The organism is Moorella thermoacetica (genome assembly GCF_001267405.1).
Taxonomy (GTDB): Bacteria; Bacillota; DSM-521; order Neomoorellales; family Neomoorellaceae; genus Neomoorella; species Neomoorella thermoacetica.
On record NZ_CP012369.1, the window covers coordinates 76,127 to 96,247 of the forward strand.

Consider the following 20,121-nt stretch of genomic DNA (forward strand, 5'->3'; position numbering starts at 1 on the left):
AGCAAATGGAAACCGAGAGCGGACGCCTGAAGATCTTCACCTGCAACGCCAACCCCAAACTGGCCGAGGAAATCGGCGCCTACCTGGGTGTGCCCCTGGGAGCGGCCAAGGTAAAACGCTTTAGCGATGGGGAAATAAGCGTCGTTATTGACGAGAGCGTGCGGGGGGAGGATGTTTTCGTCATCCAGCCCACCTGTGAACCCGTCAATGACAATCTGATGGAACTCTTGATCATGATCGATGCCCTGCGCCGGGCTTCCGCCAGGCGGATTACGGCCGTCATACCCTACTATGGCTACGCCCGCCAGGAGCGCAAGACCAGGGCCCGGGACCCTATCTCCGCCAAGCTGGTGGCCAATCTCATTACCGCCGCAGGCGCCCACCGGGTCCTGACCATGGACCTGCACGCGGCGGCCATCCAGGGATTTTTTGATATTCCGGTAGATCACCTGACGGCAGTCCCCATCCTGGCCGATTACTTTAACAGCAAGGGGTTTGAAAAGGCGGTGATTGTTTCCCCGGACCTGGGGGGCGTGACCAGGGCGCGTAACTTCGCCGAGCGCATAGGCGCTGAGATCGCCATTATTGACAAGCGGCGGCCGGCGCCCAACGTCGCTGAGATCATGAACCTCATCGGCGATGTGAAAAATAAAACGGTCATCATGATTGATGACCTCATCGACACCGCCGGGACCATCTGCCTAGGAGCTAAAGCCCTGATGGAGCAGGGCGCCTGCGCCGTTTATGCCTGTTGTACCCATCCGGTCCTATCCGGACCGGCCCGGGAACGCCTGATGGCCTCTCCCCTGCAGGAGGTAGTTGTCTGCAATACCATTCCTGTCCCGGAGGGGAAAGAAATACCCAAGCTGCATCGCCTCTCCGTAGCTCCCCTCCTGGGGGAAGCCATTATTCGCATCCACGAAGACCTCTCGGTCAGTAAACTTTTCGATTAACTGTTCTCTCCGGGGGGCGGCCCGTCGTTCTTCTTCTGGCTGAAGGGCAGACGCTGCCAGTAACGGTTGACAGTCTCACCAACTTTCCTGGTAATAGTGCCGGCACTGTCAAAGGTTTTACCGGCGCTCTTGCAAGCATCTTGTAATTTTACGCTCAGCAGGCCGCCTGATTTCTGGAGGGCCTCTTCGGCGCCAGCCCGGGCAATAAGGGCGTCGCGGCCACAGGTGATGATTTGGTCGGTCTCCAGGGAGCGTGCCCCGTGGAGGAGGCCGCTTTTAATGTCCAGGTAGTGGATTTTGCCGTCCTGGGGATCGAAGCGGAAATCTTCTACCGTGCCCAGGACGGTGCCCTCTTCGGTGATGACCCTGGCCCCCAGGAGGGGCAGGGGGTGTTTGGCCAGGGCCTCCAGCTCGGGCAGGGAACTGAGTTTCACCACGGCGCTGGCCTCATCTACAGTAACGGCATGGCTACCGACACTTTTAACATGGCTATATGGGACGACCGGTTGTTCCTTGAACCACCCTTTGCGATCAACGGTAAAGGCGGCGATAGCCATCTTCGAGTGGTCAATGAGCAGGCGCTTAATGCGGCCCAGCTGGTGACCGTCGGCCAGGCTAACCACCGGCATGCCCATGAGTTTTTTGCTGGTATAAAACATCAGCCTCACCTCCCGGCTTATACATGCTTATTCAACCGGGGAGAGGTTTATGCTGACTACCAGCAGGCTAAAATTAAAAAGTGAAAGGAGTTGAGGGCCATGCAAGCCCAAACATTAGAGGTAACTATGCGCCCGGAAGTAGGCAAACAAGCTGCCCGGCGACTGCGCCGGCAGGGTAAATTACCCGGGATAATCTATGGTAAGAAGATCGCTAACTTGGCAGTGATTATTCCCGCCCGGCAACTCGAACACATCCTGGCCACCGAGGGGGAAAACGCCCTGTTAAAGCTGGTTGTCAGCGGTGATGGCCAGAATAAGGAATTTACCGCCGTAATCCGGGAAGTTCAGCGTCACCCCCTCAAGGGGAACTTGACCCATGTTGATTTCTATCAGGTTTCCATGGAAGATAAACTCCGGGCCACGGTACCTGTTATCCTGGAGGGCGAAGCCCGGGGCGTCAAGGAAGGCGGCATTCTCCAGCACGGGGTCCGGGAGATTGAAATTGAAAGCCTTCCGGCCGACTTGCCGGAGAGTATCGTCGTTGATGTCAGCCACCTGGGCGTAGGGGAGCATCTGACGGTAGGCGAAATTAAGGTGCCGGCTGGAGTCAAGATTCTCTCGGAACCTGATACCGTCATAGCGACTGTAGTAACTACCCGCGCGGTCGAGACGGAAACCGAAGAGGAGACGACTACCGGGGAATCGCCAGCCCAGCCAGCTGAATAAAACCGGTCTCCTGCAGCTACTTATAATTACAGCCGCTGCTTGATGGTAGGGCGGGTTCCCGGAGGAGCCGCGCAAGGGGGGGCGCCCTCCGAAGGGCGGGGCGGACCGGTAAAAAAGCGCGGCCAGAGTTTCATGGCCAGCAGGCCGGGTTTGGCCGCGGCCCGGGACCTGCTAAGCTGGAAGGAACCCACCTCCTTAACATCGTTAGCTAGTTCGCCAGTTAAAGTAATAAATCTGGGAGCGGAGGTTGGCGCTGGTGCTGATGGTGGTGGGCCTGGGCAATCCCGGGCCCCGTTATGCAACGACCAGGCATAATGCCGGTTTCATGGTGGTCGATCTCCTGGCTGATGATTTGGGGATTACTCTGGACCGTACCCGGGAACAGGCCCTGACCGGCCAGGGCCTGGTAGGAAACAACCGGGTTCTTTTAGTCAAGCCCCAGACATATATGAATAATAGCGGTCAGGCGGTAGCCCCACTGGCCCGCTGGTACGGCATCGCCCCGGAGGCAATACTGGTCATCCACGATGACCTGGACCTCGCGCCGGGGCGGTTGCGTCTCCGGCGCGGGGGGAGTTCGGGGGGGCACCGCGGCCTGCAGTCGATTATCACCCATCTGGGGACAACAGCCGTTCCGCGGTTAAAAATAGGTATCGGTAGGCCTCCCTTGGGGCAAAATGTAATTGATTACGTCCTCAAGCCCTTCAGTGAAGGGGACTGGGAACTGATACGCCCGGTGCTCCTCGAGGCCGCCCGGGCTGCCCGTTTTCTCCTGGAAGGGGGCAGTATGGACGAGGCCATGAATCGCTTTAACCATTAACTAAATTTGCCGCCGGCTGGCATGTTCTTCCTGTTCCGTGTTTCTCGCAGCATCAAATGCCAGCCATGGAGTAAGTCAGGTGATGTTTTTCGTTAAAACCCTGCTGGTGGGTCTCAGCGCTGCCCTTTGCGCCTGGCTCCTCAACCGCTTGCTGCTGCACCTGGGAGTTCACGGAGTCCCAGCCCTCCTGGGGCCGGTTATCGAGGAGACGTTAAAAACGGGTCTGGCCCTGGCTGCCGGGGCCTCCCTGGCCGGCGTCCACAGCACCTTTGGCCTGATTGAGGGACTCTGGGAACTGCCGGCCGGGACCCCGCCGGGGGCTCCAGCCGCCCCGGTCCGGGGGTATCCTGGCGCCTGGATAGGGCCGGCCCTGGCGGCCTGGGGCGGCCATTCCTTTTTTGGTTTGCTGGTATTATTGACCTATACCCGTACCGGACATCCAGGTACGGCCTGGGCTATGGGCCTCCTGGCCCATCTGGCCTGGAACAGGGCCGTCCTGGCCTTACATCGCTAAATTTACGCGGGAAGGAAACTTGACTTCCTTTAGTGGGGCCGAATATAATATATACTGAACTTATATTGGGAATATAAAAGAGGCCCGGGTTAAAAGGGCCTTTTATTAGTCCAATGAGGCCTGTCCTGGGTAATGGAGTGCGGTAGATGTACAATAACAGCATATTACAAATTATCAGAGATAGCGAACAATTTTACGCCATCGCCGGGGGCCTGCGTCGGGGCGCAGGCGAGGTGCAGCTTTATGGCCTGCCGGAAGGGATGAAGGGCTTGTGGCTGGCGGCTATGCTGGATGAATTTAACCCCATTCTGGTAGTCACCCCCGGGAGCGAAGAAGCCCAGCGCCTGGCAGCGGATATAGAATCCTTCTGGCCGGGGGAGGGCATTGACTACCTGCCGCCGTCTGAGCTCCTGCCGTTGGAGGTTTATACCCCCAGCCCGGAACTGGCCGCCCAGCGCCTGAAGGTCCTGACGAACCTGGTCAGCGGCCGGACCCGCATCCTTGTGGTGCCGGTGGAGGACTTGCTCCGCAAGCTGCCGCCGCCGGATACCCTGCGCCATTCCCTCCAGTCCCTGGAGGTAGGCCAGATTATTGACCGCGAGGCCCTTTTGCAGAAATTAACTGGCCTGGGGTACAGGCGGGAAGAGGTGGTTGAGGCCCCGGGCCAGCTGGCGGTAAGGGGAGGTATTATTGATATCTTCCCCCTAGGAGCCGAGGAACCGGTGCGTTTAGAATTATTTGGCGATGAAATCGATTCCTTGCGCCGCTTTGACCCCGTCAGCCAGCGCTCGGTGGCCGACCTGCGGGCTATAGTCGTGGGGCCGGCCCAGGAAGTCCTCCCGCCCCCGGACCTGGGGCCGGGGCTGGAAACCCTGAAGGCAGAATTTTCCCAGACCTATGCCACCCTGCGCCAGCGCCAGCCCCAGGCCGCCAGGGAACTGAAGGACCGGGTCCAGGAGTTGATTGCCATGCTGGAGGCTGGTTCCTGGCCCGGTGGTAGCAGCCAGCTCCAACCCTTCTTTTACCCCCGGCAGGCCACCCTTTTTGAATACTTCCAGCGCCAACCCCTGCTGGTCCTTGACGACCCGGCTCGTCTGCTGGAAGAGATGCGCCGTCGGGAGCAACAGCGCCTGGGAATTTTTACCGATATGCTGGCCGCTGGCCTGGCTCTGCCCTCCCAGGGCCAGGCCTATCTGGATAGCGCCGACCTGGAACGGTTGTGGCAGCGCTACCAGCGCCTGTATTTCTCCCTGCTACCCCGTCGGGTACCGGGGAGCAATCCCCGGCCGGCAGTAGGTATCAGTGCCCAGACCATACCGGCTTTCCAGGGTAAACTCGGCCTGGTGGTAGAAGAATTGACCCGCTGGCGCCGCGAGGGGTACCGGATCATCCTGATGGTAGCTGACCCGAACCGGGTGGTAGCCCTGCGCCAGGCCCTGGCCGAGCAGGGTATCGAGGCCCTGACCCATCCTGAGGCCAGGGACACCCTGGGACGGGGAGAGGTAATAATGGTCTCCGGCCGCCTGCGCCAGGGCTTTACCTGGCCGGAGATGCGCCTGGCCATTATCGGGGATACGGAGATCTACGGCCCGATCAGGAGGCCGCGGCGGGTCAAGACGCCCCGCGAAGGAAGCAAGATTAGCTCCTTTACTGACCTCAAAGAGGGAGACTATGTTGTCCACGTTCACCACGGTATCGGTCGTTACCTGGGCCTGCAACAACTGGACGTAGGCGGGGTTAAAAAGGACTACCTCCTCATTCAATATGCGGGCAAGGACCGCCTCTATGTACCTGTGGACCAGGTTTCCCTGGTCCAGAAGTATGTCGGCGGTGAGGGGCATGTTCCCCGCCTGTATCGCCTGGGCGGCAATGAATGGAACAAGGTCAAGAGCCGGGTTCAGGAGGCCGTCCAGGAGATGGCTCAGGAACTGCTGGACCTTTATGCCCGTCGGGAGGCCATCCCCGGGCATGCCTTTGGGCCCGATACCCCCTGGCAGCGGGAATTCGAGGAGGCATTCCCTTATACGGAAACGCCGGATCAGCTCCGGGCCATCGCCGAGGTTAAGGCCGATATGGAAAAGCCCCGGCCCATGGACCGCCTCCTTTGCGGCGACGTGGGCTACGGCAAGACGGAAGTGGCTATGCGGGCGGCCTTCAAGGCGGTCATGGATGGTATGCAGGTGGCTGTCCTGGTACCCACCACTATCCTGGCCCAGCAGCATTACGAGACCTTTAAAGCCCGTTTTGCCCCTTTTCCGGTAAAAATCGCCGTATTGAGCCGCTTTTGTTCGCCCAGGGAACAAAAGGTAGTCGTGGAGGCTTTAAAGCGGGGTGAGGTGGATATAGTTATCGGTACCCACCGGCTTCTCTCCAGCGATGTAAATTTTAAAAACCTCGGCCTGGTGATTATCGATGAGGAACAGCGCTTCGGCGTTGCCCATAAAGAAAAGCTGAAGCAATTGCGTTACAGCGTTGACGTCCTGACCATGACGGCTACCCCTATACCCCGGACCCTGCATATGTCCCTGGCCGGCGTACGCGATATGAGTATGATTGAGACACCGCCCGAAGACCGCTTCCCCGTCCAGACCTATGTGGTGGAGTATAACCCGGAGCTGGTGCGGGAGGCCATCCGCCGGGAACTGGATCGAGGCGGGCAGGTCTTTATAGTTCATAACCGGGTGCAGGATATTGATCGCTTCGCCTACCATATTCAGCAACTGGTGCCGGAAGCCCGGGTCGGCATCGGCCACGGCCAGATGGGCGAAGAAGAGCTGGAGAATGTGATGCTGGACTTTATCTCCGGCCGCTACGACGTCCTGGTCAGTACCACGATCGTGGAAAACGGTCTGGACATTCAGAATGCCAATACCCTGATTGTCGATGAGAGTGATAACTTCGGCCTGGCTCAGCTCTACCAGCTCCGGGGCCGGGTCGGCCGCACCAACCGCCTGGCCTATGCCTACTTCACCTACCGGCCGGACAAGGTACTCGGTGAAATAGCTGAAAAACGCCTGGCCGCTATCCGGGAGTTTACGGCTTTCGGTTCGGGGTATAAGATTGCCCTGCGGGACCTGCAGATCCGGGGTGCAGGTAATTTCCTGGGGCCCGAGCAACACGGCCATATGGTGGCCGTCGGCTTTGACCTCTACTGCCAGCTCCTGGAGGAAGCAGTCCGCAAACTGAAGGAGCAACGTGGCGAGGGAGTGCCCCGGCCAGCCTTGGCGGAACCCCAGGCCACCCCCATTGAACTGTCGGTAGATACCTTCCTGGGTGATAACTATATCCCGGAGGCTACCTTAAAAATGGAACTCTACCACCGCCTGATGAATGCCGGGGATCTAGCTGCCGTAGAGGATATCGCCGCGGAAATGGAGGACCGTTACGGACCGCCGCCGCCGGAAGCCAGGAACCTTCTGGCCCTGACCAGGGTCCGCATCCTGGCCCGTGAGGTAGGGGTAATAAGCGTCAACCAGAAAAACCGGGAAGTAGAATTGAGCTTTGGCCAGCATACCGGCCTGCGGGGAGAAAAACTCCTGCAGCTCAACCAGTATTTCCCCCGGAAGCTGGCTTTCTCTTCAGCCGGCGGCCTTACCATCAGGGTACGGGTCATGGGTCTGAGCCAGGAAGAATTACTGGACCTGCTGGAGAAAGTCCTGACCAGGATCAAGTACCTGGTAACCGAAGCAGCAAGTTAGGAGGGTCGACATTGCTTTCGGATGATCTTACCCGGCTCTGGCAGGGCCTTAAGCCGGGGTTGCTCTCAATCCTCACGAAATTATTCCGGGCCGCAGTCATCATGGTGGCCGCCCTGGTCCTCTACCGGCTGATCTCCAGGTTTATTCACCGCATTTTCCAGGTTGCCAGGAGGGATCCCCAGAGGGAAAAAACCCTGGAGATCCTCCTCAGCTCTGCCGTGCGCTACCTCATTTATACTGTAGCCGCCATGATGGCCTTAAACCAGTTTGTTAACATAACCCCAATTATCGCCGGTGCCGGAGTGGTGGGCCTGGCCATAGGTTTTGGCGCCCAGAGCCTGGTCAAAGATATCATTACCGGTTTCTTTATTATTTTTGAGGACCAGTTCCACGTCGGCGATCTGGTGGAGATCAACGGCCAGGTGACCGGGACGGTAGAGGAACTGGGCCTGCGCATGACCACCGTCCGGGAATGGAGCGGCAAGAAGTTTTATATCGCCAACAGCGAGATCAAAACCGTCCGCAATTATAACCGGGATGAGCTGCGGGCCATTGTTACGGTTACCTTTCCCTTCGAGGAAGACCCGCGCCGCATCCGGACGGTTCTGGAGCAGGTGTGCCGTGAGGTAGAAAGGGAGTACCATGAAGAATTTATCCCCGACCCCTCTGGCCAGGGCCTGGCCGAGCCACCCCAGATTTACGGAGTCACTGATATTGATAAAACGGATAAGGGGGGCCAGTTTACCATTACGGCCCGTACCAGGACCGGCGCCCTCTGGACCGTTGAAAGGGCTTTACGGGAAAAGATCTGGCAGGCCTGCCGGGATAACGGTATCCGCCTGGCCTACCCCACCAGGGTTTATGTCGGCAACCAGCCCGGCGGCGAAGAGGTCCCGGCGGGGAGCAACTCGCCGATGCTATAAATACCATAGTCTTAGCAAAAGAACCTGATTTTATACCTGGCTCCAGTTATAGAAAAGGAAGGGAAAAAATGAATAAACCCTTGCAGCGGATTATATACTAACAGTGAAAGCTATCTTAGGAAAAAGGCTACCTTAAAAAGGGTAAAGGGGGGATAGATTGCAGTGAAAGCAACAGGCATTGTACGGCGCATCGACGATCTAGGACGCGTAGTGATACCTAAAGAAATCAGGCGAACCCTGCGGATCCGCGAAGGAGATCCCCTGGAGATCTTCGTTGACCGCGAGGGCGAGGTGATTTTAAAAAAATACTCGCCCATTGGCGAGCTGGGAGACTTTGCCAAGGAGTACGCAGATTCGCTTCACGAAGCCATCGGTCATATTGCCTGTATCGCAGATCGGGACAATATTATCGCGGTGGCAGGTGCCCCCAAGAAGGAGTTCCTGGATAAACCTATCGGCCAGGCAATAGAGAGGGTAATGGAGGAAAGGAAACCTCTTCTGGCCAATTCCCCGAGTGAAGACCTTTTCCCCATTGACGGCGAGGGCGAGGCCTATAAATTTACAGCTGAAGTTATCGCTCCAATCATCGCCGAAGGAGACCCTATCGGAGCCGTCATCCTCTGCTCCCGGGAACCGGGGGTAAAAATGGGAGATATGGAATTAAAGCTGGCGGAGACGGCGGCAGGCTTCCTGGCCAAACAAATGGAACAATAATGGCAGCGCCCCGGGCGCTGCTTTCTTTTTGACTTGGTTTCTGGTACAATAAAGCGGTATTCCTTTCCTGTGAGGCGAAAGTAATGGCAGGCAAGGTGATAGTTACCGGCTTGGGGCCGGGGGACCCGGCCCAGGTGCCAGAAGCTGTCCTTAAGGCCCTGGCCGGGGCGGATAAGATTTACCTGAGAACCGCCCACCACCCGGCGGTAGCCGCCCTGGAGGTACGGGGCCTTAAGTGGGAAACCTTTGATTCTTTTTATGAGGAAGCGGCGGACTTCGAGGAACTCTACCAGCGCATAGCCAGTTTTCTCCTCACCGCGGTAGCTAAGACAGATAAGAAACTGGCCTACGCCGTACCGGGTCATCCCCTGGTCGCGGAGCGAAGCGTGGCCCTGCTGCTAGAAAAGGCCCCGGCAGCCGGTGTCGACCTGGAGATTATTCCGGCAATGAGCTGCCTGGATGCCCTTTACGCCACCCTCAAAATAGACCCCGCCCTGGGGTTGACCGTAGCCGACGCCCTGACCTTCACGGTGGCTGGCCTGGACCCGGCCCGGGGTTTAATCCTTACCCAGGTATATAACCGCCGGGTAGCCGGGGAGATTAAATTAGACCTTATGACTGTCTACCCGGATGAATACCCGGTAACCGTCGTCCGCGGCGCCGGTCTTCCTGACGGCGAAAGGGTAGCCACCGTGCCCCTCTACACCATCGACCGCCTGGAATGGCTTGATCACTTAACCAGTCTTTACCTGGCACCCTACCCCGAGGGCCGGGATCGCACCCTGGCGGGCCTGGAAGCCATTATGGCTCGCTTACGAAGTCCGGAGGGGTGCCCCTGGGACCGGGAGCAAACCCATATCACTCTGAAACGTTATCTGGTAGAAGAGACCTACGAGGTCCTGGAGGCCATCGACGCCGGGGACATGAATAAACTATGCGAAGAATTGGGAGACTTACTGCTACAGGTGGTCTTCCACGCCAGGCTGGCGGAGGAAGAGGGTGATTTTACCCTGGCCGACTGCCTGGAGGGTATCTGTGCCAAGATGCGCCGGCGCCACCCCCACGTCTTCGGCCAGGCCGTTCTGAATACGGCCGGGGAAGTACTGGCGCGCTGGGACCAGATCAAGGCTACCGAAAGGAGAGAAAAAGGCGAAGAAGCACCGTCGGTATTGAGCGTGCCCCGGGGCTTGCCGGCCCTCTTAAAGGCCTTGAAGGTCCAGGAGCAGGCCGCCCGGGTGGGTTTTGACTGGCCCCGGATAGAGGAAGTCTGGACCAAGGTGGAAGAAGAACTGGACGAGTTGAAAAAAGCGGTTGCCGGCGCCGGGGTGGAGGAGCAGGCGGCTGAGATGGGGGATCTCCTCTTCTCCCTGGTCAACCTGGCCCGCTGGCTCCAGATTGAACCGGAGGCGGCGCTTCAGGCAACGGTTGCTAAATTCGCTCGGCGCTTCAATTATATAGAAAAGGCCGCCCTGAAGGGAGGCAGGGATATCGAGGATCTCTCCCTGGCGGAGATGGACGCCCTCTGGGAAGAAGCGAAAAAAATTAGGCCATCTTAGCTGGAAATGCAGGAGATTGTTGGATTATAGCGAATACATGACGACAGGGGCAAATGTCACAGCAGGAGGGATTGAGTAAGGATGAATAAAATGGACCTGATTGCCAGCGTCGCCGAAAAAACGGACCTGACAAAAAAAGACGCCGAAAAGGTGGTTAACGCGGTCCTGGCAAGCATCGAAGAAGCCCTGGCCCAGGGCGAAAAGGTACAGCTGGTTGGTTTCGGCACCTTTGAGATCAAGGAACGGGCGGCCCGGGTAGGCCGTAATCCGCGGACGGGGGAAGAAATCCAGATTGCCGCCACCCGTGCGCCGGTCTTTAAGGCGGGTAAAGCCTTAAAAGACGCTGTCGCCCGCTAATGAAAGCAAAAAGAAAATCAGGCCACGGCCTGATTTTCTTTTTGGGGGAGGTATACAATGCGCCTGGATAAATTTCTCAAGGTGTCCCGGCTGATAAAGCGGCGAACCCTGGCCAAGGAGGTCTGCGACGGCGGCGGGGTTGAGGTTAACCGCCGGCCGGCCAAGGCCAGCACCGAGGTAAAACCGGGGGACGTCCTAACTCTAAAGCTGGGCAATCGCTGGCAGACTGTTGAAGTCCTGGCCACACCGGAACACATCGCCGCCAACCAGGCCCGGGAAACCTACCGGGTCCTGGCCGAAGGCCAGGCTGAGAATCCCGAAAAATAGGGCCGGTGTGCATACTCCGGCCTCCTTCCGGCCTATAATAAGGTTAAATCCTTTAAAGGCAGGGAAGGATATGGCGCGCGGGTTTAAACTGGTAGCGGTTCTCCTGAATATCTTGCTATTAAGTCAACTCTTTGCCGGTTGCCGGGCACCAGCCAGGAAACCGGCAGCCCAGGAACCAATAATCTCCCTTTATGTAAACCAAACCGGCGAGGTTAAGCGGATGAAGATCGAGGACTACCTGCCCGGAGTGGTGGCGGCGGAAATGGATCCCACCTGGCCCCTCAACGCCCTGGCAGCCCAGGCGATTTTAGCCCGGACCTTCACTATGAAAAAAATCCAGGAGGGCGGCGTCAAGGCCCACGGCACTGATGCTTCCACCAGCGTCGAGGAGTTTCAAGCCTATGATCCCACTAAAATCAATGATAACGTTCGCCGGGCCGTAGAGATGACCCGGGGCGAGGTTGTCAAGTACAATGGTAATTATATTAACGCCTGGTTCTACGCCTCCGGCGGGTCCCGGACGGCCTCCTCGGCCATAGAAGGCCTGAACTTTCGTAGTGAACCGGCACCCTATATCCAGAGCGTACCCGATCCGGGGATGGCCATCACCACGGCGGAAAATAAAAGCTGGACGGCGAGCTTTAGTAATGCCGAACTGGCAGCGGCCGTACGTAGGATTACCGGCCAGGACCCGGGGCCGATTACCAGTGTAAGGGTAGCCGCCAGAGGGCCCTCGGGCCGGGCCACTCAGCTAAGAATCGGCAGACTCACCGTCGATGTCCCGGCCCTGCGGCTGGCCTTGGGCAACGACCGGCTGCGCTCCACCTTGATAACCGGGATCACCACCAGCGGCGGCCGGGTGACCTTTAAAGGCGAAGGTTACGGCCACGGCGTGGGTATGAGCCAGTGGGGGGCCAGGGCCCTGGCCCAGCAGGGGAAATCGCCCCAGGATATAATCAAATACTTTTTCAAAGACATCCAGCTGGTCAAGGCCTGGTAGGCCGCCGGCTTTTTTTTATACTTTTTTACCCCCTCACCTCATAAAATTTACGGGAGGGGGTATGGCGGGATGGCTGACGGGCAACACCAGCTGTCCATAATCAACCGGGAGAAACTGGTTATCAGCGGCGTCCTCCAGGTCCTGAACTATGATGAAGAAGAAATTCTCCTGGAGACCACCCTGGGATACCTGGTTATTAAGGGCAGCAATTTTAACATCAGCAATTTAAGCCTTGAGACCGGCAACCTGGAGCTCAGCGGCCGGGTGAATAATCTCAGCTACAGCGAGGGGAAGGGCGCCAGGGGTAAAGGCCTGATGCAGCGCCTGTTTAAATGATCCCTGTTCTCGACCAGTGGCAGATATTTTTAGCCCTGGCCGGGGCGGGGATGGTGCTGGCCTTTGCCTTCGACTGCTACCGGGTGGGCCGTTATTTCTGGCGGCCCCGGTCCCTGGCTACCATGGTCGGGGATGCCCTTTTCTGGCTCTTATTTACCCTCCTTACCTTTATCCTGCTCATGCTCATCAACTGGGGCGAGGTACGGGCCTATACCTTTCTAGCCCTGGTCCTGGGAGCCTTACTTTACGGCCTTTTCCTGAGCCGCAGCACTCGCCGCTGCCTCTATGCCGGGGGGCGTATTTTGGGGTCAGCCCTGGCCCTGGGCCGGCGCCTTCTCAACCGGACGGTGCTGGTTGTCCTCCTGCCCGGTCGCCTGGCCCTCAATTTCCTGGCCTGGCCCCGTAAAACCTTGCAATTTATATGGCGCCGCTGGCGGCGGCCCGGCGGTCCCGGAGGGTCGGCAGGCGGTTAATTTATTTACCCCGGCTGGCAGGATTCCCCTCCCTGGCGGCGAATTATATACTTGTCCAATAGTTGTCCACAATTTGTGCATAATATGTGGATAAACCTGGGGAAGAGAACGTGCAAATTGAAATCCGGGGTGCGGAAAAACTGAGTTTCCGGGAGCGCCAGGTAGTGGCCCTCAAGGAGATGGGCTTAAGTAACGAAGAGGTTGCCCGGCGCCTGGGCCTGAGTGCCAGCAGCGTGGCTACCCTTTACCACCGGGCCCGGACTAAGGGCTATCAGGTGGTAATTGTCCTGCCTGGCGAAACCCTGGGAATATTTGCGGAGGAAGAGGATGAGCAAGGTAATCCGTCTGCCTAAAAAGCGCCGGTTGTGGCCTGAGCTGATAATTATACTGGTTGCCGTCTATCTCCTGTACTCCTTTGCCCACCTGGGCCTGGCTCTCTATCAGACCAACCTGCAGATACAGGCCTATGAAAACCAGAAGGCCGCCCTCCTTCAGGAGAATGCCCGCCTGCGCCAGGAAATCCAGGAATTAAACAGCGATAGTTATATTGAAAAGGTGGCCCGGGAAGAACTGGGACTGGTCAAACCCGGTGAGCGGGTGATTATGTCCGCTCAGCCCGGCCAGGTAAGGCCTTACAAACCGCCGGAGCCGGGACATCAATTTCGCGATTAACCATCTTGGTTATTGACAAATTTCTTAACTCTTGCATATAATGGGATCAGCTTGATGAGAACAGGAGGAATTCCGCTCGTATGTCCATCGCTGTAGGCACTGTTTTGGAAGGGGTGGTCAGCGGGATCACCAAGTTCGGTGCCTTCGTGGAATTACCCGGCGGCTTGACGGGTCTGGTGCATATTTCCGAGGTTGCTGATACCTACGTGAAAGATGTCAATGACTACGTGAAGGAAAAAGACCGGGTCAGGGTAAAGGTTATCAACATCGATGAAAAGGGAAAAATCGGCCTTTCCATTAAACGCGCCAATCCCGATTACGTGGAGCGGCGCGGGCCACGTCACAGCCGCCAGGCTGCTTCAGCCTCCTTCGAGGATAAACTGGCCCGTTTTATGAAGGAGAGCGAGGAGCGCATCCAGGATTTAAAGCGGCATACGGATTCCAAGAGGGGCGGTCGTGGTACGCGGTATTGAAATAGGGACTTATTATATGTGCTAATTCCTCCGGGCACCTTAAGGGTGCCCTTAAATTTTGCCAGCAGGTGATGGTTATAATGACCCTTTACGCTGCCCTGGATATAGGCTCCAATTCGGTCCGGTTGCTGCTGGGAGAGGTAGCGGGGGAACACGTAAAGCCCCGCCGGGCCGAACTCCGGAGTACCCGGCTCCTGGCCGGGGCCACCGGCGGCTGGCTCCAGGAGGAACCTGTCCGGCGCACGGCAGCGGCTGTGGCCGAGCTGGCCGGCCTGGCCCGGGGCTATCACCCGGCAGGGATGGCCTGCATCGCCACCAGTGCCGCCCGGGAGGCCCGCAACCCGGAAATCTTAACGGCCGCAGTAGCGACCGGAGCCGGTTTGGATGTTATTATTATTGATGGCTCTGTCGAAGCCCGCCTGACCTACCGGGGAGCCCTGGCCGGCCTGACCGTACCGGTAGACAACCCCCTGGTTATCGACATTGGCGGCGGCAGCACGGAGTTTAGCTGGCGGGAGGGCGGGGAAGTCCAGTTTACCAGTGTCAGGGTGGGGGCCGTGCGGGTTATGGAAGAGTCCCTGGACCGGGAGGCCATCAGGTCCCTGCTGGCCCCGGTCCTGGCCCGGGTCCGGAAGAGCCGGCCGGGGTTTATTATCGGTACCGGCGGTACTATTACCACCCTGGCGGCCCTGGAACTAGCCCTGCCCACCTACCGGCCGGAGCTGGTTCACGGCCTGGTCTTACCGGCAGGAAGGGTGGAGGACTGGCGGCGGCGCCTGGCGGCCCTGCCCCTGGAGGCCCGGCGCAACCTGCCGGGCCTGCAGCCGGAGCGGGCGGATATTATCGTAGCCGGAGTAACCATTCTGGAAATAATTCTGGCCGGGCTGGGGGCGGCCAACCTGCAGGTTAGTGAGGCCGACCTCCTGTGGGGATTGCTCCTGGCCATGGCCCGGGGGGAACGACTAAAATGAAACTGGTTGTCGCAGTTACCGGAGCCACCGGGGCTGTTTACGCCGTCAGACTCTTGGAAGCCTTGCGGGCGACGGGGAGCGAAGTCCACCTGGTATTAAGCCGCTGGGCCGGAGAGACCCTGCGCCTGGAGACGGATACTACAGTAGATACCCTGCGGGGCCTGGCTACTCGCTGCTACCAGGAGAATGACCTGGCAGCCCCGGTAGCCAGCGGTTCCTTCCAACACCAGGGGATGGTAGTTGTCCCCTGCAGCATGAAGACCCTGGCCGGTATTGCCCACGGTTATGCCGCCAACCTGATCATGCGGGCGGCCGACGTCACCATCAAGGAGGGGCGCAAGCTGATCCTGGTACCTCGGGAAACGCCCTTAAGCCCCATTCATCTGGAAAATATGTTAACCTTGGCTCGCCTGGGAGTGGTGATCATGCCTCCCATGCCGGCCTTTTATTACCGGCCCCGAACCGTTGACGATGTGGTCAACCACCTGGTGGCCAGGATCCTGGACCATCTGGGCCTGGAGCAGGACCTGGTACCCCGCTGGGGCTCCCCCGGGGAGGATTAGGCCGGGAGGAAATACCCGCCCGGCGGCGAATTTATTCCCGGGAAAGGAGAAGGAATTTGGCTCACCAGGATTTGCAGGCCTACCTGGCCTATCTAGAAGCCCACAAACTGTTGCATCGCGTTAAGGTAGAGGTCGACCCCATCTTTGAGATTGCGGCCATCAGCGACCGGGTGGTCAAACGGGGCGGCCCGGCCCTGCTCTTCGAGCGGGTAAAGGGTTCGACCCTGCCCGTGGCCACCAACCTCTTCGGCAGTATAGACTTGGTAAAGGCGGCCCTGGAAGTGACCGACCTGGAGGAACCGGCCCGGCGCCTCCGGGCCCTCCTGGAACTGCCGGCCGATTCGGGTGGCTGGCTGGATAAGCTGCGCTTTCTGCCCCGCCTGGCAGAACTGGGCCGTTACCTCCCCCGCCGGGTAAAGGAGGCTCCCTGCCAGGAGGTCAGGGTAGAACCGCCATCTTTGGAGGAACTGCCGGTACTGCAACTCTGGCCGGGAGACGGCGGCCGTTTCCTTACCCTGCCCCTGGTCTTTACCCATGACCCCCTGACCGGCCGCCGGAATGTAGGCATGTACCGAATGCAGGTGTTTGACGCGGTCACCACCGGCATGCACTGGCATATCCACAAGGACGGGGCCGAGCACCTGCGCCGCAGCGGGGACCGCCTGGAAGTAGCTGTCGCCCTGGGAGCTGACCCGGCGGTGATCTACGCCGCCACTGCCCCCCTGCCTCCGGGCCTGGACGAGATGCTCCTGGCCGGGTTTTTACGCCGGGAACCGGTGGAGATGGTACCGGCCCTGACGGTGAATATCGATGTCCCGGCCCGGGCGGAGATTATCCTCGAGGGTTATGTCGACCCTGGGGAAACCCGCCTAGAGGGCCCCTTCGGCGACCATACGGGTTATTACTCCCCGGCTGACAATTATCCCGTTTTTCACCTGACCTGCCTGACCCGGCGCCGCCGGGCGGTTTACCCGGCTACGGTGGTGGGACCGCCGCCCATGGAGGACGCCTACCTGGGGAAAGTAACGGAACGCCTCTTCCTGCCTTTGATCCAGCTCCAGCTCCCGGAGGTGGTGGACATCAACTTCCCCCCCGCAGGGGTTTTCCATAACTGCGTCATTGTCGCCATCCGTAAAGCTTACCCCGGCCAGGCGCGCAAGGTCATGCATGCCCTCTGGGGGATGGGGCAGATGATGTTTACCAAGCTCATCATCGTAGTCGATGCCGATGTCAACGTCCATGATCTTCAAGAGGTCGCCTGGCGCGTCCTGGGTAATATCGACCCCCGCCGGGATGCCGTTATAGTCGACGGGCCGGTGGATATCCTGGATCACGCCGCTCCCCGCAGGGGTTTCGGTAGCAAGATGGGACTGGATGCCACCCGGAAACTGCCGGAAGAAGGAGCCTCGCGTCCCTGGCCGGAGGAGGCCCGGGCTGCCCGGGAGGTCCTGGAACTCATCGACAGGAGGTGGCAGGAGTATGGTCTGGCGTAAAATCAGGATTTTTTTGGCCATGATTAAATTTGAACATACCATTTTCGCCCTCCCCTTTGCCTACCTGGGGGCCTTTATTGCTGCTGGCGGCCGCCCGACGGCGGCCCAGCTTGGATGGATAACCCTGGCCATGTTCGGGGCGCGCACGGCGGCCATGTCCTTGAACCGGCTGATAGACCGCCATATTGACGCCCTCAATCCCCGCACCGCCGACCGCGCCCTGCCCCGGGGACTTATATCCGTAACCGAAGTCTGGCTCTATACCATCCTGTCTTTCGGCCTGCTTTTTTTTGCCGCCACCCGCTTGAACTGGCTCTGTGTGGAGCTGATGCCCATAGCCGTCCTGGTCCTGGTCATCTACTCCTATACCAAGCGCTGGACCTGGGCCTGCCATTTCGCCCTGGGTCTGGCCGATGCCCTGGCGCCTGTGGGGGCCTGGGTGGCCATCCGGGCGGCCATTGACCTGCCGGCCGTCATCCTGGGCCTGGGGATGGGGACCTGGGTGGCGGGTTTTGATATCATCTATGCCTGCCAGGATTATGATTTTGACCGCCGCTACGGTATTCATTCCATCCCGGCCCGTTTCGGTAAAGAACGGGCCCTGGTTATCGCCCGCTACCTGCACGCCTTTTCCATCGTCATGCTGGCCGGCGTGGGCTACCTTTTACACCTGGGCTGGCTGTACTTCCTGGGCGTCTTGCTGGCCGCAGTAATCCTGACCTATGAACATCGCCTGGTATCGCCGGAAGACCTGTCGCGCTTGAACCTGGCCTTCTTAAATATGAATGGTTATTTGAGCGTGCTGATGTTTGTCTTTACCCTGCTGGCCTTAACCCTTGAATAACAGCCGGGGATTGCTGACCCTATCCGGAGGTGTTGAATATGAAAATCAGGGGACTGGCCCTTCTTTTACTCCTACTCTTCCTGGTCCCTGTCGTATCTGGCTGCGGCAGCCCGGCTAGCAGCGGGAGCAGCCAGGAAGAGAGCCTGAAGCTGGGGTTAATCCCGGTGGAGGATAACTTCCCCTTTTTTGTCGCCGAGAAGGAAGGCCTCTTTACCAAAGCCGGCTTGAAGGTTGAACTGGTACCCTTTAATAGTGCCCGGGATCGCGATCTGGCCCTGCAGTCCGGGAGTATCGACGGCGAGGTGGCCGATATTGTCGCTACGGCCCTGCTACGTAAAGGCGGAACGCCGGTGAAGATCGTCTCCCTGACCATGGGGGCCACCCCGGCCGAGGGACGCTTCGCCCTCCTGGCCCGGCCCGGGGCCGATATCAGCTCCCCCGGCCAGCTCAAAGGCCGGACCGTCGGCATCTCGGAAAACACCATCATCGAGTATGTCGCTGACGGCCTCCTGCGGGAAGGAGGGGTAGACCCCGGCTCCGTCCAGAAAGTCGCCGTACCCCAGATCCCGGAACGGCTCCAGCTCTTGCTGGGTGGTAAGTTGGACGCCGCCCTGCTGCCTGATCCCTTTGCTTCCCTGGCCGCCAGGAAAGGGGCCAGGGTGATCCTGGACGATACGAAAATTAACCGCAATCTCTCCCAGGTGGTACTTATCTTCCGGGAGGAAGCCATCAAACATAAGACACCGGCTATTAAGAAGCTACTCCAGGTATATGCCGGGGCCGCGAGCTTGATTGCCCGGAACCCCTCCGCCTACCGGGAGCTATTTATTGAAAAGGCCAGGATACCGGCGGAACTCCGGGACACCTACCTGGCGCCCCAATACTCCCCGCCGCAACTGCCCCGGCAGGAGGAGGTCGCGGCGGTGATGGACTGGATGGTGGCCAAAAAACTCCTGGCCGCACCCTATAAATACGAAGAGCTGGTTGACCCGGATTTGGTTAACCCCGGTGGGAACAACCGGTGATCCGGGTTACCGGCGTTTCCTATACTTATATAAACAACGGCGCGAGGGTATCGGCCCTGGAGGATATTAACCTCACCATACCTGCCGGGCAGGCCTGCGTTCTGATAGGGCCCTCGGGCTGCGGCAAAACAACCCTGTTGTACCTGCTGGCCGGGTTATTAAAACCCACCCGGGGGGAGATCCGGATTAACGGCGCCAGGGTGACCCGGCCGCGCCGGCAGACGGCCATTATCCTCCAGGATTACGGCCTCCTGCCCTGGAAAACAGTCTGGAAAAACGCCGCCCTGGGCCTGGCCCTGCGGGGCTGCTCCCGGCAGCGACAGCAAGAGATCCTTGAACCCCTTCTGGCTGCCCTAGGCCTGTCCGGCCTGGAGAAGCGCTACCCGGCCCAGTTGAGCGGCGGCCAGAAGCAGCGAGTAGCCATCGCCCGGGCCCTCTCCCTGGAACCTGATACCCTTCTGATGGACGAACCCTTTTCGGCCCTCGACGCCCTGACCCGGGAGGGCCTGCAGCAGACCCTGGTGGATATACGCCGGCAGCGATGTCTAACGACGGTCCTGGTTACCCATAACATCGAAGAGGCCGTCTTCCTGGGGCAGCAGATTGTAGTCCTGACGGCCGCCCCGGGGCGCCTCAAGGCCGTCCTGGAGAACCCGGAAGCAGGAACCCCGGACTACCGCTTTTCCGAAACCTTCCACCGTAACTGCTCCCGGGTGCGCCAGCTTCTCCAAAAATAGGCTTCTGGTAAAAAGGGATGCAGATGCCATTCAGTTTCGGAGCCGGCGGGTGCAGCTCCGGGCTCCGGGTGCTTAAGCGAACAAACTTGGCGCTCAGTTGCTTAAGCGGCGGTGGTGGCTTGGGGCGTGATACTTCTCGTTTCTGAAACCACGTTACCATCCCTATCCCGTTCACCACCGCCGCGCCGCGGCCTGGCGCAAAGCTTGCGTCTCGAACCGAGTCGCCCTCCGCCTGTACCCGCCAGCCCTTGCCTCAACCTACATTTTCATTGTTCGCTGGCGGAGAC

General features: G+C 59.0%; 23 protein-coding genes. 22 read left to right on the forward strand and 1 reads right to left on the reverse strand.

Going from position 1 to position 20,121, the window contains the following annotated elements; translation table 11 throughout:
- Positions 1-5 precede the first annotated feature (5 nt).
- A complete protein-coding gene (locus MOTHE_RS00400) occupies positions 6-953 on the forward strand; it encodes a ribose-phosphate diphosphokinase (RefSeq protein WP_025773653.1) in 948 nt (315 codons plus the stop codon).
- Here the strand turns inward: MOTHE_RS00400 and MOTHE_RS00405 are convergent.
- Positions 950-1,612: a PRC-barrel domain-containing protein gene (locus MOTHE_RS00405; RefSeq protein WP_011391625.1), complete on the reverse strand. Its 663-nt coding sequence runs from the start codon at positions 1,610-1,612 to the stop codon at positions 950-952. The two genes, MOTHE_RS00400 and MOTHE_RS00405, sit on opposite strands and share 4 nt — an antisense overlap.
- Positions 1,613-1,711: 99 nt before the next feature.
- Between MOTHE_RS00405 and MOTHE_RS00410 the strand changes: the two genes are divergently transcribed.
- The 21 genes from MOTHE_RS00410 (at position 1,712) to MOTHE_RS00510 (ending at position 19,834) form a co-directional block, all read left to right on the forward strand.
- Positions 1,712-2,338, forward strand: a complete 627-nt coding sequence (locus tag MOTHE_RS00410) for a 50S ribosomal protein L25/general stress protein Ctc (protein WP_011391626.1) — start codon at positions 1,712-1,714, stop codon at positions 2,336-2,338.
- Positions 2,339-2,585: 247 nt separating this feature from the next.
- Entirely contained in the window at positions 2,586-3,158 is a 573-nt protein-coding gene (gene pth, locus MOTHE_RS00415; RefSeq protein ID WP_011391627.1) for an aminoacyl-tRNA hydrolase, read from the forward strand.
- 82 nt (positions 3,159-3,240) lie between these two features.
- On the forward strand, positions 3,241-3,672 hold the full coding sequence (locus MOTHE_RS00420) for a hypothetical protein (protein ID WP_011391628.1): 432 nt from the start codon (positions 3,241-3,243) through the stop codon (positions 3,670-3,672).
- A gap of 146 nt (positions 3,673-3,818) precedes the next feature.
- Positions 3,819-7,370: a transcription-repair coupling factor gene (gene mfd / locus MOTHE_RS00425; protein ID WP_011391629.1), complete on the forward strand. Its 3,552-nt coding sequence runs from the start codon at positions 3,819-3,821 to the stop codon at positions 7,368-7,370.
- Between the two features lie 11 nt (positions 7,371-7,381).
- Positions 7,382-8,293, forward strand: a complete 912-nt coding sequence (locus tag MOTHE_RS00430) for a mechanosensitive ion channel family protein (protein ID WP_053094537.1) — start codon at positions 7,382-7,384, stop codon at positions 8,291-8,293.
- A gap of 162 nt (positions 8,294-8,455) precedes the next feature.
- Positions 8,456-9,007 carry a stage V sporulation protein T gene (spoVT, locus tag MOTHE_RS00435; protein WP_011391631.1) on the forward strand — a complete coding sequence of 184 codons (552 nt, stop codon included), beginning with the start codon at positions 8,456-8,458 and terminating at the stop codon, positions 9,005-9,007.
- Positions 9,008-9,090: 83 nt separating this feature from the next.
- Entirely contained in the window at positions 9,091-10,563 is a 1,473-nt protein-coding gene (gene yabN, locus MOTHE_RS13750) for a bifunctional methyltransferase/pyrophosphohydrolase YabN (protein ID WP_011391632.1), read from the forward strand.
- Positions 10,564-10,644: 81 nt separating this feature from the next.
- The gene (locus MOTHE_RS00445) at positions 10,645-10,920 is read left to right on the forward strand and encodes an HU family DNA-binding protein (RefSeq protein ID WP_011391633.1); all 276 of its coding nucleotides are present in this window, start codon (positions 10,645-10,647) and stop codon (positions 10,918-10,920) included.
- A 57-nt stretch (positions 10,921-10,977) separates the two neighbouring features.
- Positions 10,978-11,247, forward strand: a complete 270-nt coding sequence (locus MOTHE_RS00450) for an RNA-binding S4 domain-containing protein (RefSeq protein WP_011391634.1) — start codon at positions 10,978-10,980, stop codon at positions 11,245-11,247.
- A 70-nt stretch (positions 11,248-11,317) separates the two neighbouring features.
- Positions 11,318-12,247 (forward strand): SpoIID/LytB domain-containing protein, encoded by a 930-nt coding sequence (locus MOTHE_RS00455; RefSeq protein ID WP_011391635.1) that lies wholly within the window; start codon positions 11,318-11,320, stop codon positions 12,245-12,247.
- 69 nt (positions 12,248-12,316) lie between these two features.
- On the forward strand, positions 12,317-12,583 hold the full coding sequence (gene yabP, locus MOTHE_RS00460; protein WP_011391636.1) for a sporulation protein YabP: 267 nt from the start codon (positions 12,317-12,319) through the stop codon (positions 12,581-12,583).
- Positions 12,580-13,056 carry a spore cortex biosynthesis protein YabQ gene (gene yabQ, locus MOTHE_RS00465; RefSeq protein ID WP_011391637.1) on the forward strand — a complete coding sequence of 159 codons (477 nt, stop codon included), beginning with the start codon at positions 12,580-12,582 and terminating at the stop codon, positions 13,054-13,056. Before yabP ends, yabQ begins: the two co-directional genes overlap by 4 nt.
- A gap of 110 nt (positions 13,057-13,166) precedes the next feature.
- Complete coding sequence (locus MOTHE_RS00470; RefSeq protein WP_011391638.1) at positions 13,167-13,409, forward strand: RNA polymerase sigma factor; 243 nt, start codon at positions 13,167-13,169, stop codon at positions 13,407-13,409.
- On the forward strand, positions 13,384-13,728 hold the full coding sequence (locus tag MOTHE_RS00475; protein ID WP_011391639.1) for an FtsB family cell division protein: 345 nt from the start codon (positions 13,384-13,386) through the stop codon (positions 13,726-13,728). The genes MOTHE_RS00470 and MOTHE_RS00475 overlap by 26 nt, the downstream gene beginning before the upstream one ends.
- A gap of 80 nt (positions 13,729-13,808) precedes the next feature.
- Entirely contained in the window at positions 13,809-14,201 is a 393-nt protein-coding gene (locus tag MOTHE_RS00480) for a S1 RNA-binding domain-containing protein (protein ID WP_011391640.1), read from the forward strand.
- Positions 14,202-14,281: 80 nt separating this feature from the next.
- A complete protein-coding gene (locus tag MOTHE_RS00485) occupies positions 14,282-15,172 on the forward strand; it encodes a Ppx/GppA phosphatase family protein (protein WP_011391641.1) in 891 nt (296 codons plus the stop codon).
- The gene (locus tag MOTHE_RS00490; RefSeq protein ID WP_011391642.1) at positions 15,169-15,735 is read left to right on the forward strand and encodes a UbiX family flavin prenyltransferase; all 567 of its coding nucleotides are present in this window, start codon (positions 15,169-15,171) and stop codon (positions 15,733-15,735) included. The genes MOTHE_RS00485 and MOTHE_RS00490 overlap by 4 nt, the downstream gene beginning before the upstream one ends.
- A gap of 56 nt (positions 15,736-15,791) precedes the next feature.
- Positions 15,792-17,228: a menaquinone biosynthesis decarboxylase gene (locus MOTHE_RS00495; protein ID WP_011391643.1), complete on the forward strand. Its 1,437-nt coding sequence runs from the start codon at positions 15,792-15,794 to the stop codon at positions 17,226-17,228.
- Entirely contained in the window at positions 17,215-18,072 is an 858-nt protein-coding gene (locus MOTHE_RS00500) for a UbiA-like polyprenyltransferase (RefSeq protein ID WP_011391644.1), read from the forward strand. The genes MOTHE_RS00495 and MOTHE_RS00500 overlap by 14 nt, the downstream gene beginning before the upstream one ends.
- Before the next feature lie 38 nt (positions 18,073-18,110).
- Positions 18,111-19,097 (forward strand): ABC transporter substrate-binding protein, encoded by a 987-nt coding sequence (locus MOTHE_RS00505; RefSeq protein ID WP_011391645.1) that lies wholly within the window; start codon positions 18,111-18,113, stop codon positions 19,095-19,097.
- On the forward strand, positions 19,094-19,834 hold the full coding sequence (locus tag MOTHE_RS00510; protein WP_011391646.1) for an ABC transporter ATP-binding protein: 741 nt from the start codon (positions 19,094-19,096) through the stop codon (positions 19,832-19,834). Before MOTHE_RS00505 ends, MOTHE_RS00510 begins: the two co-directional genes overlap by 4 nt.
- The last annotated feature ends 287 nt before the right edge of the window (positions 19,835-20,121 follow it).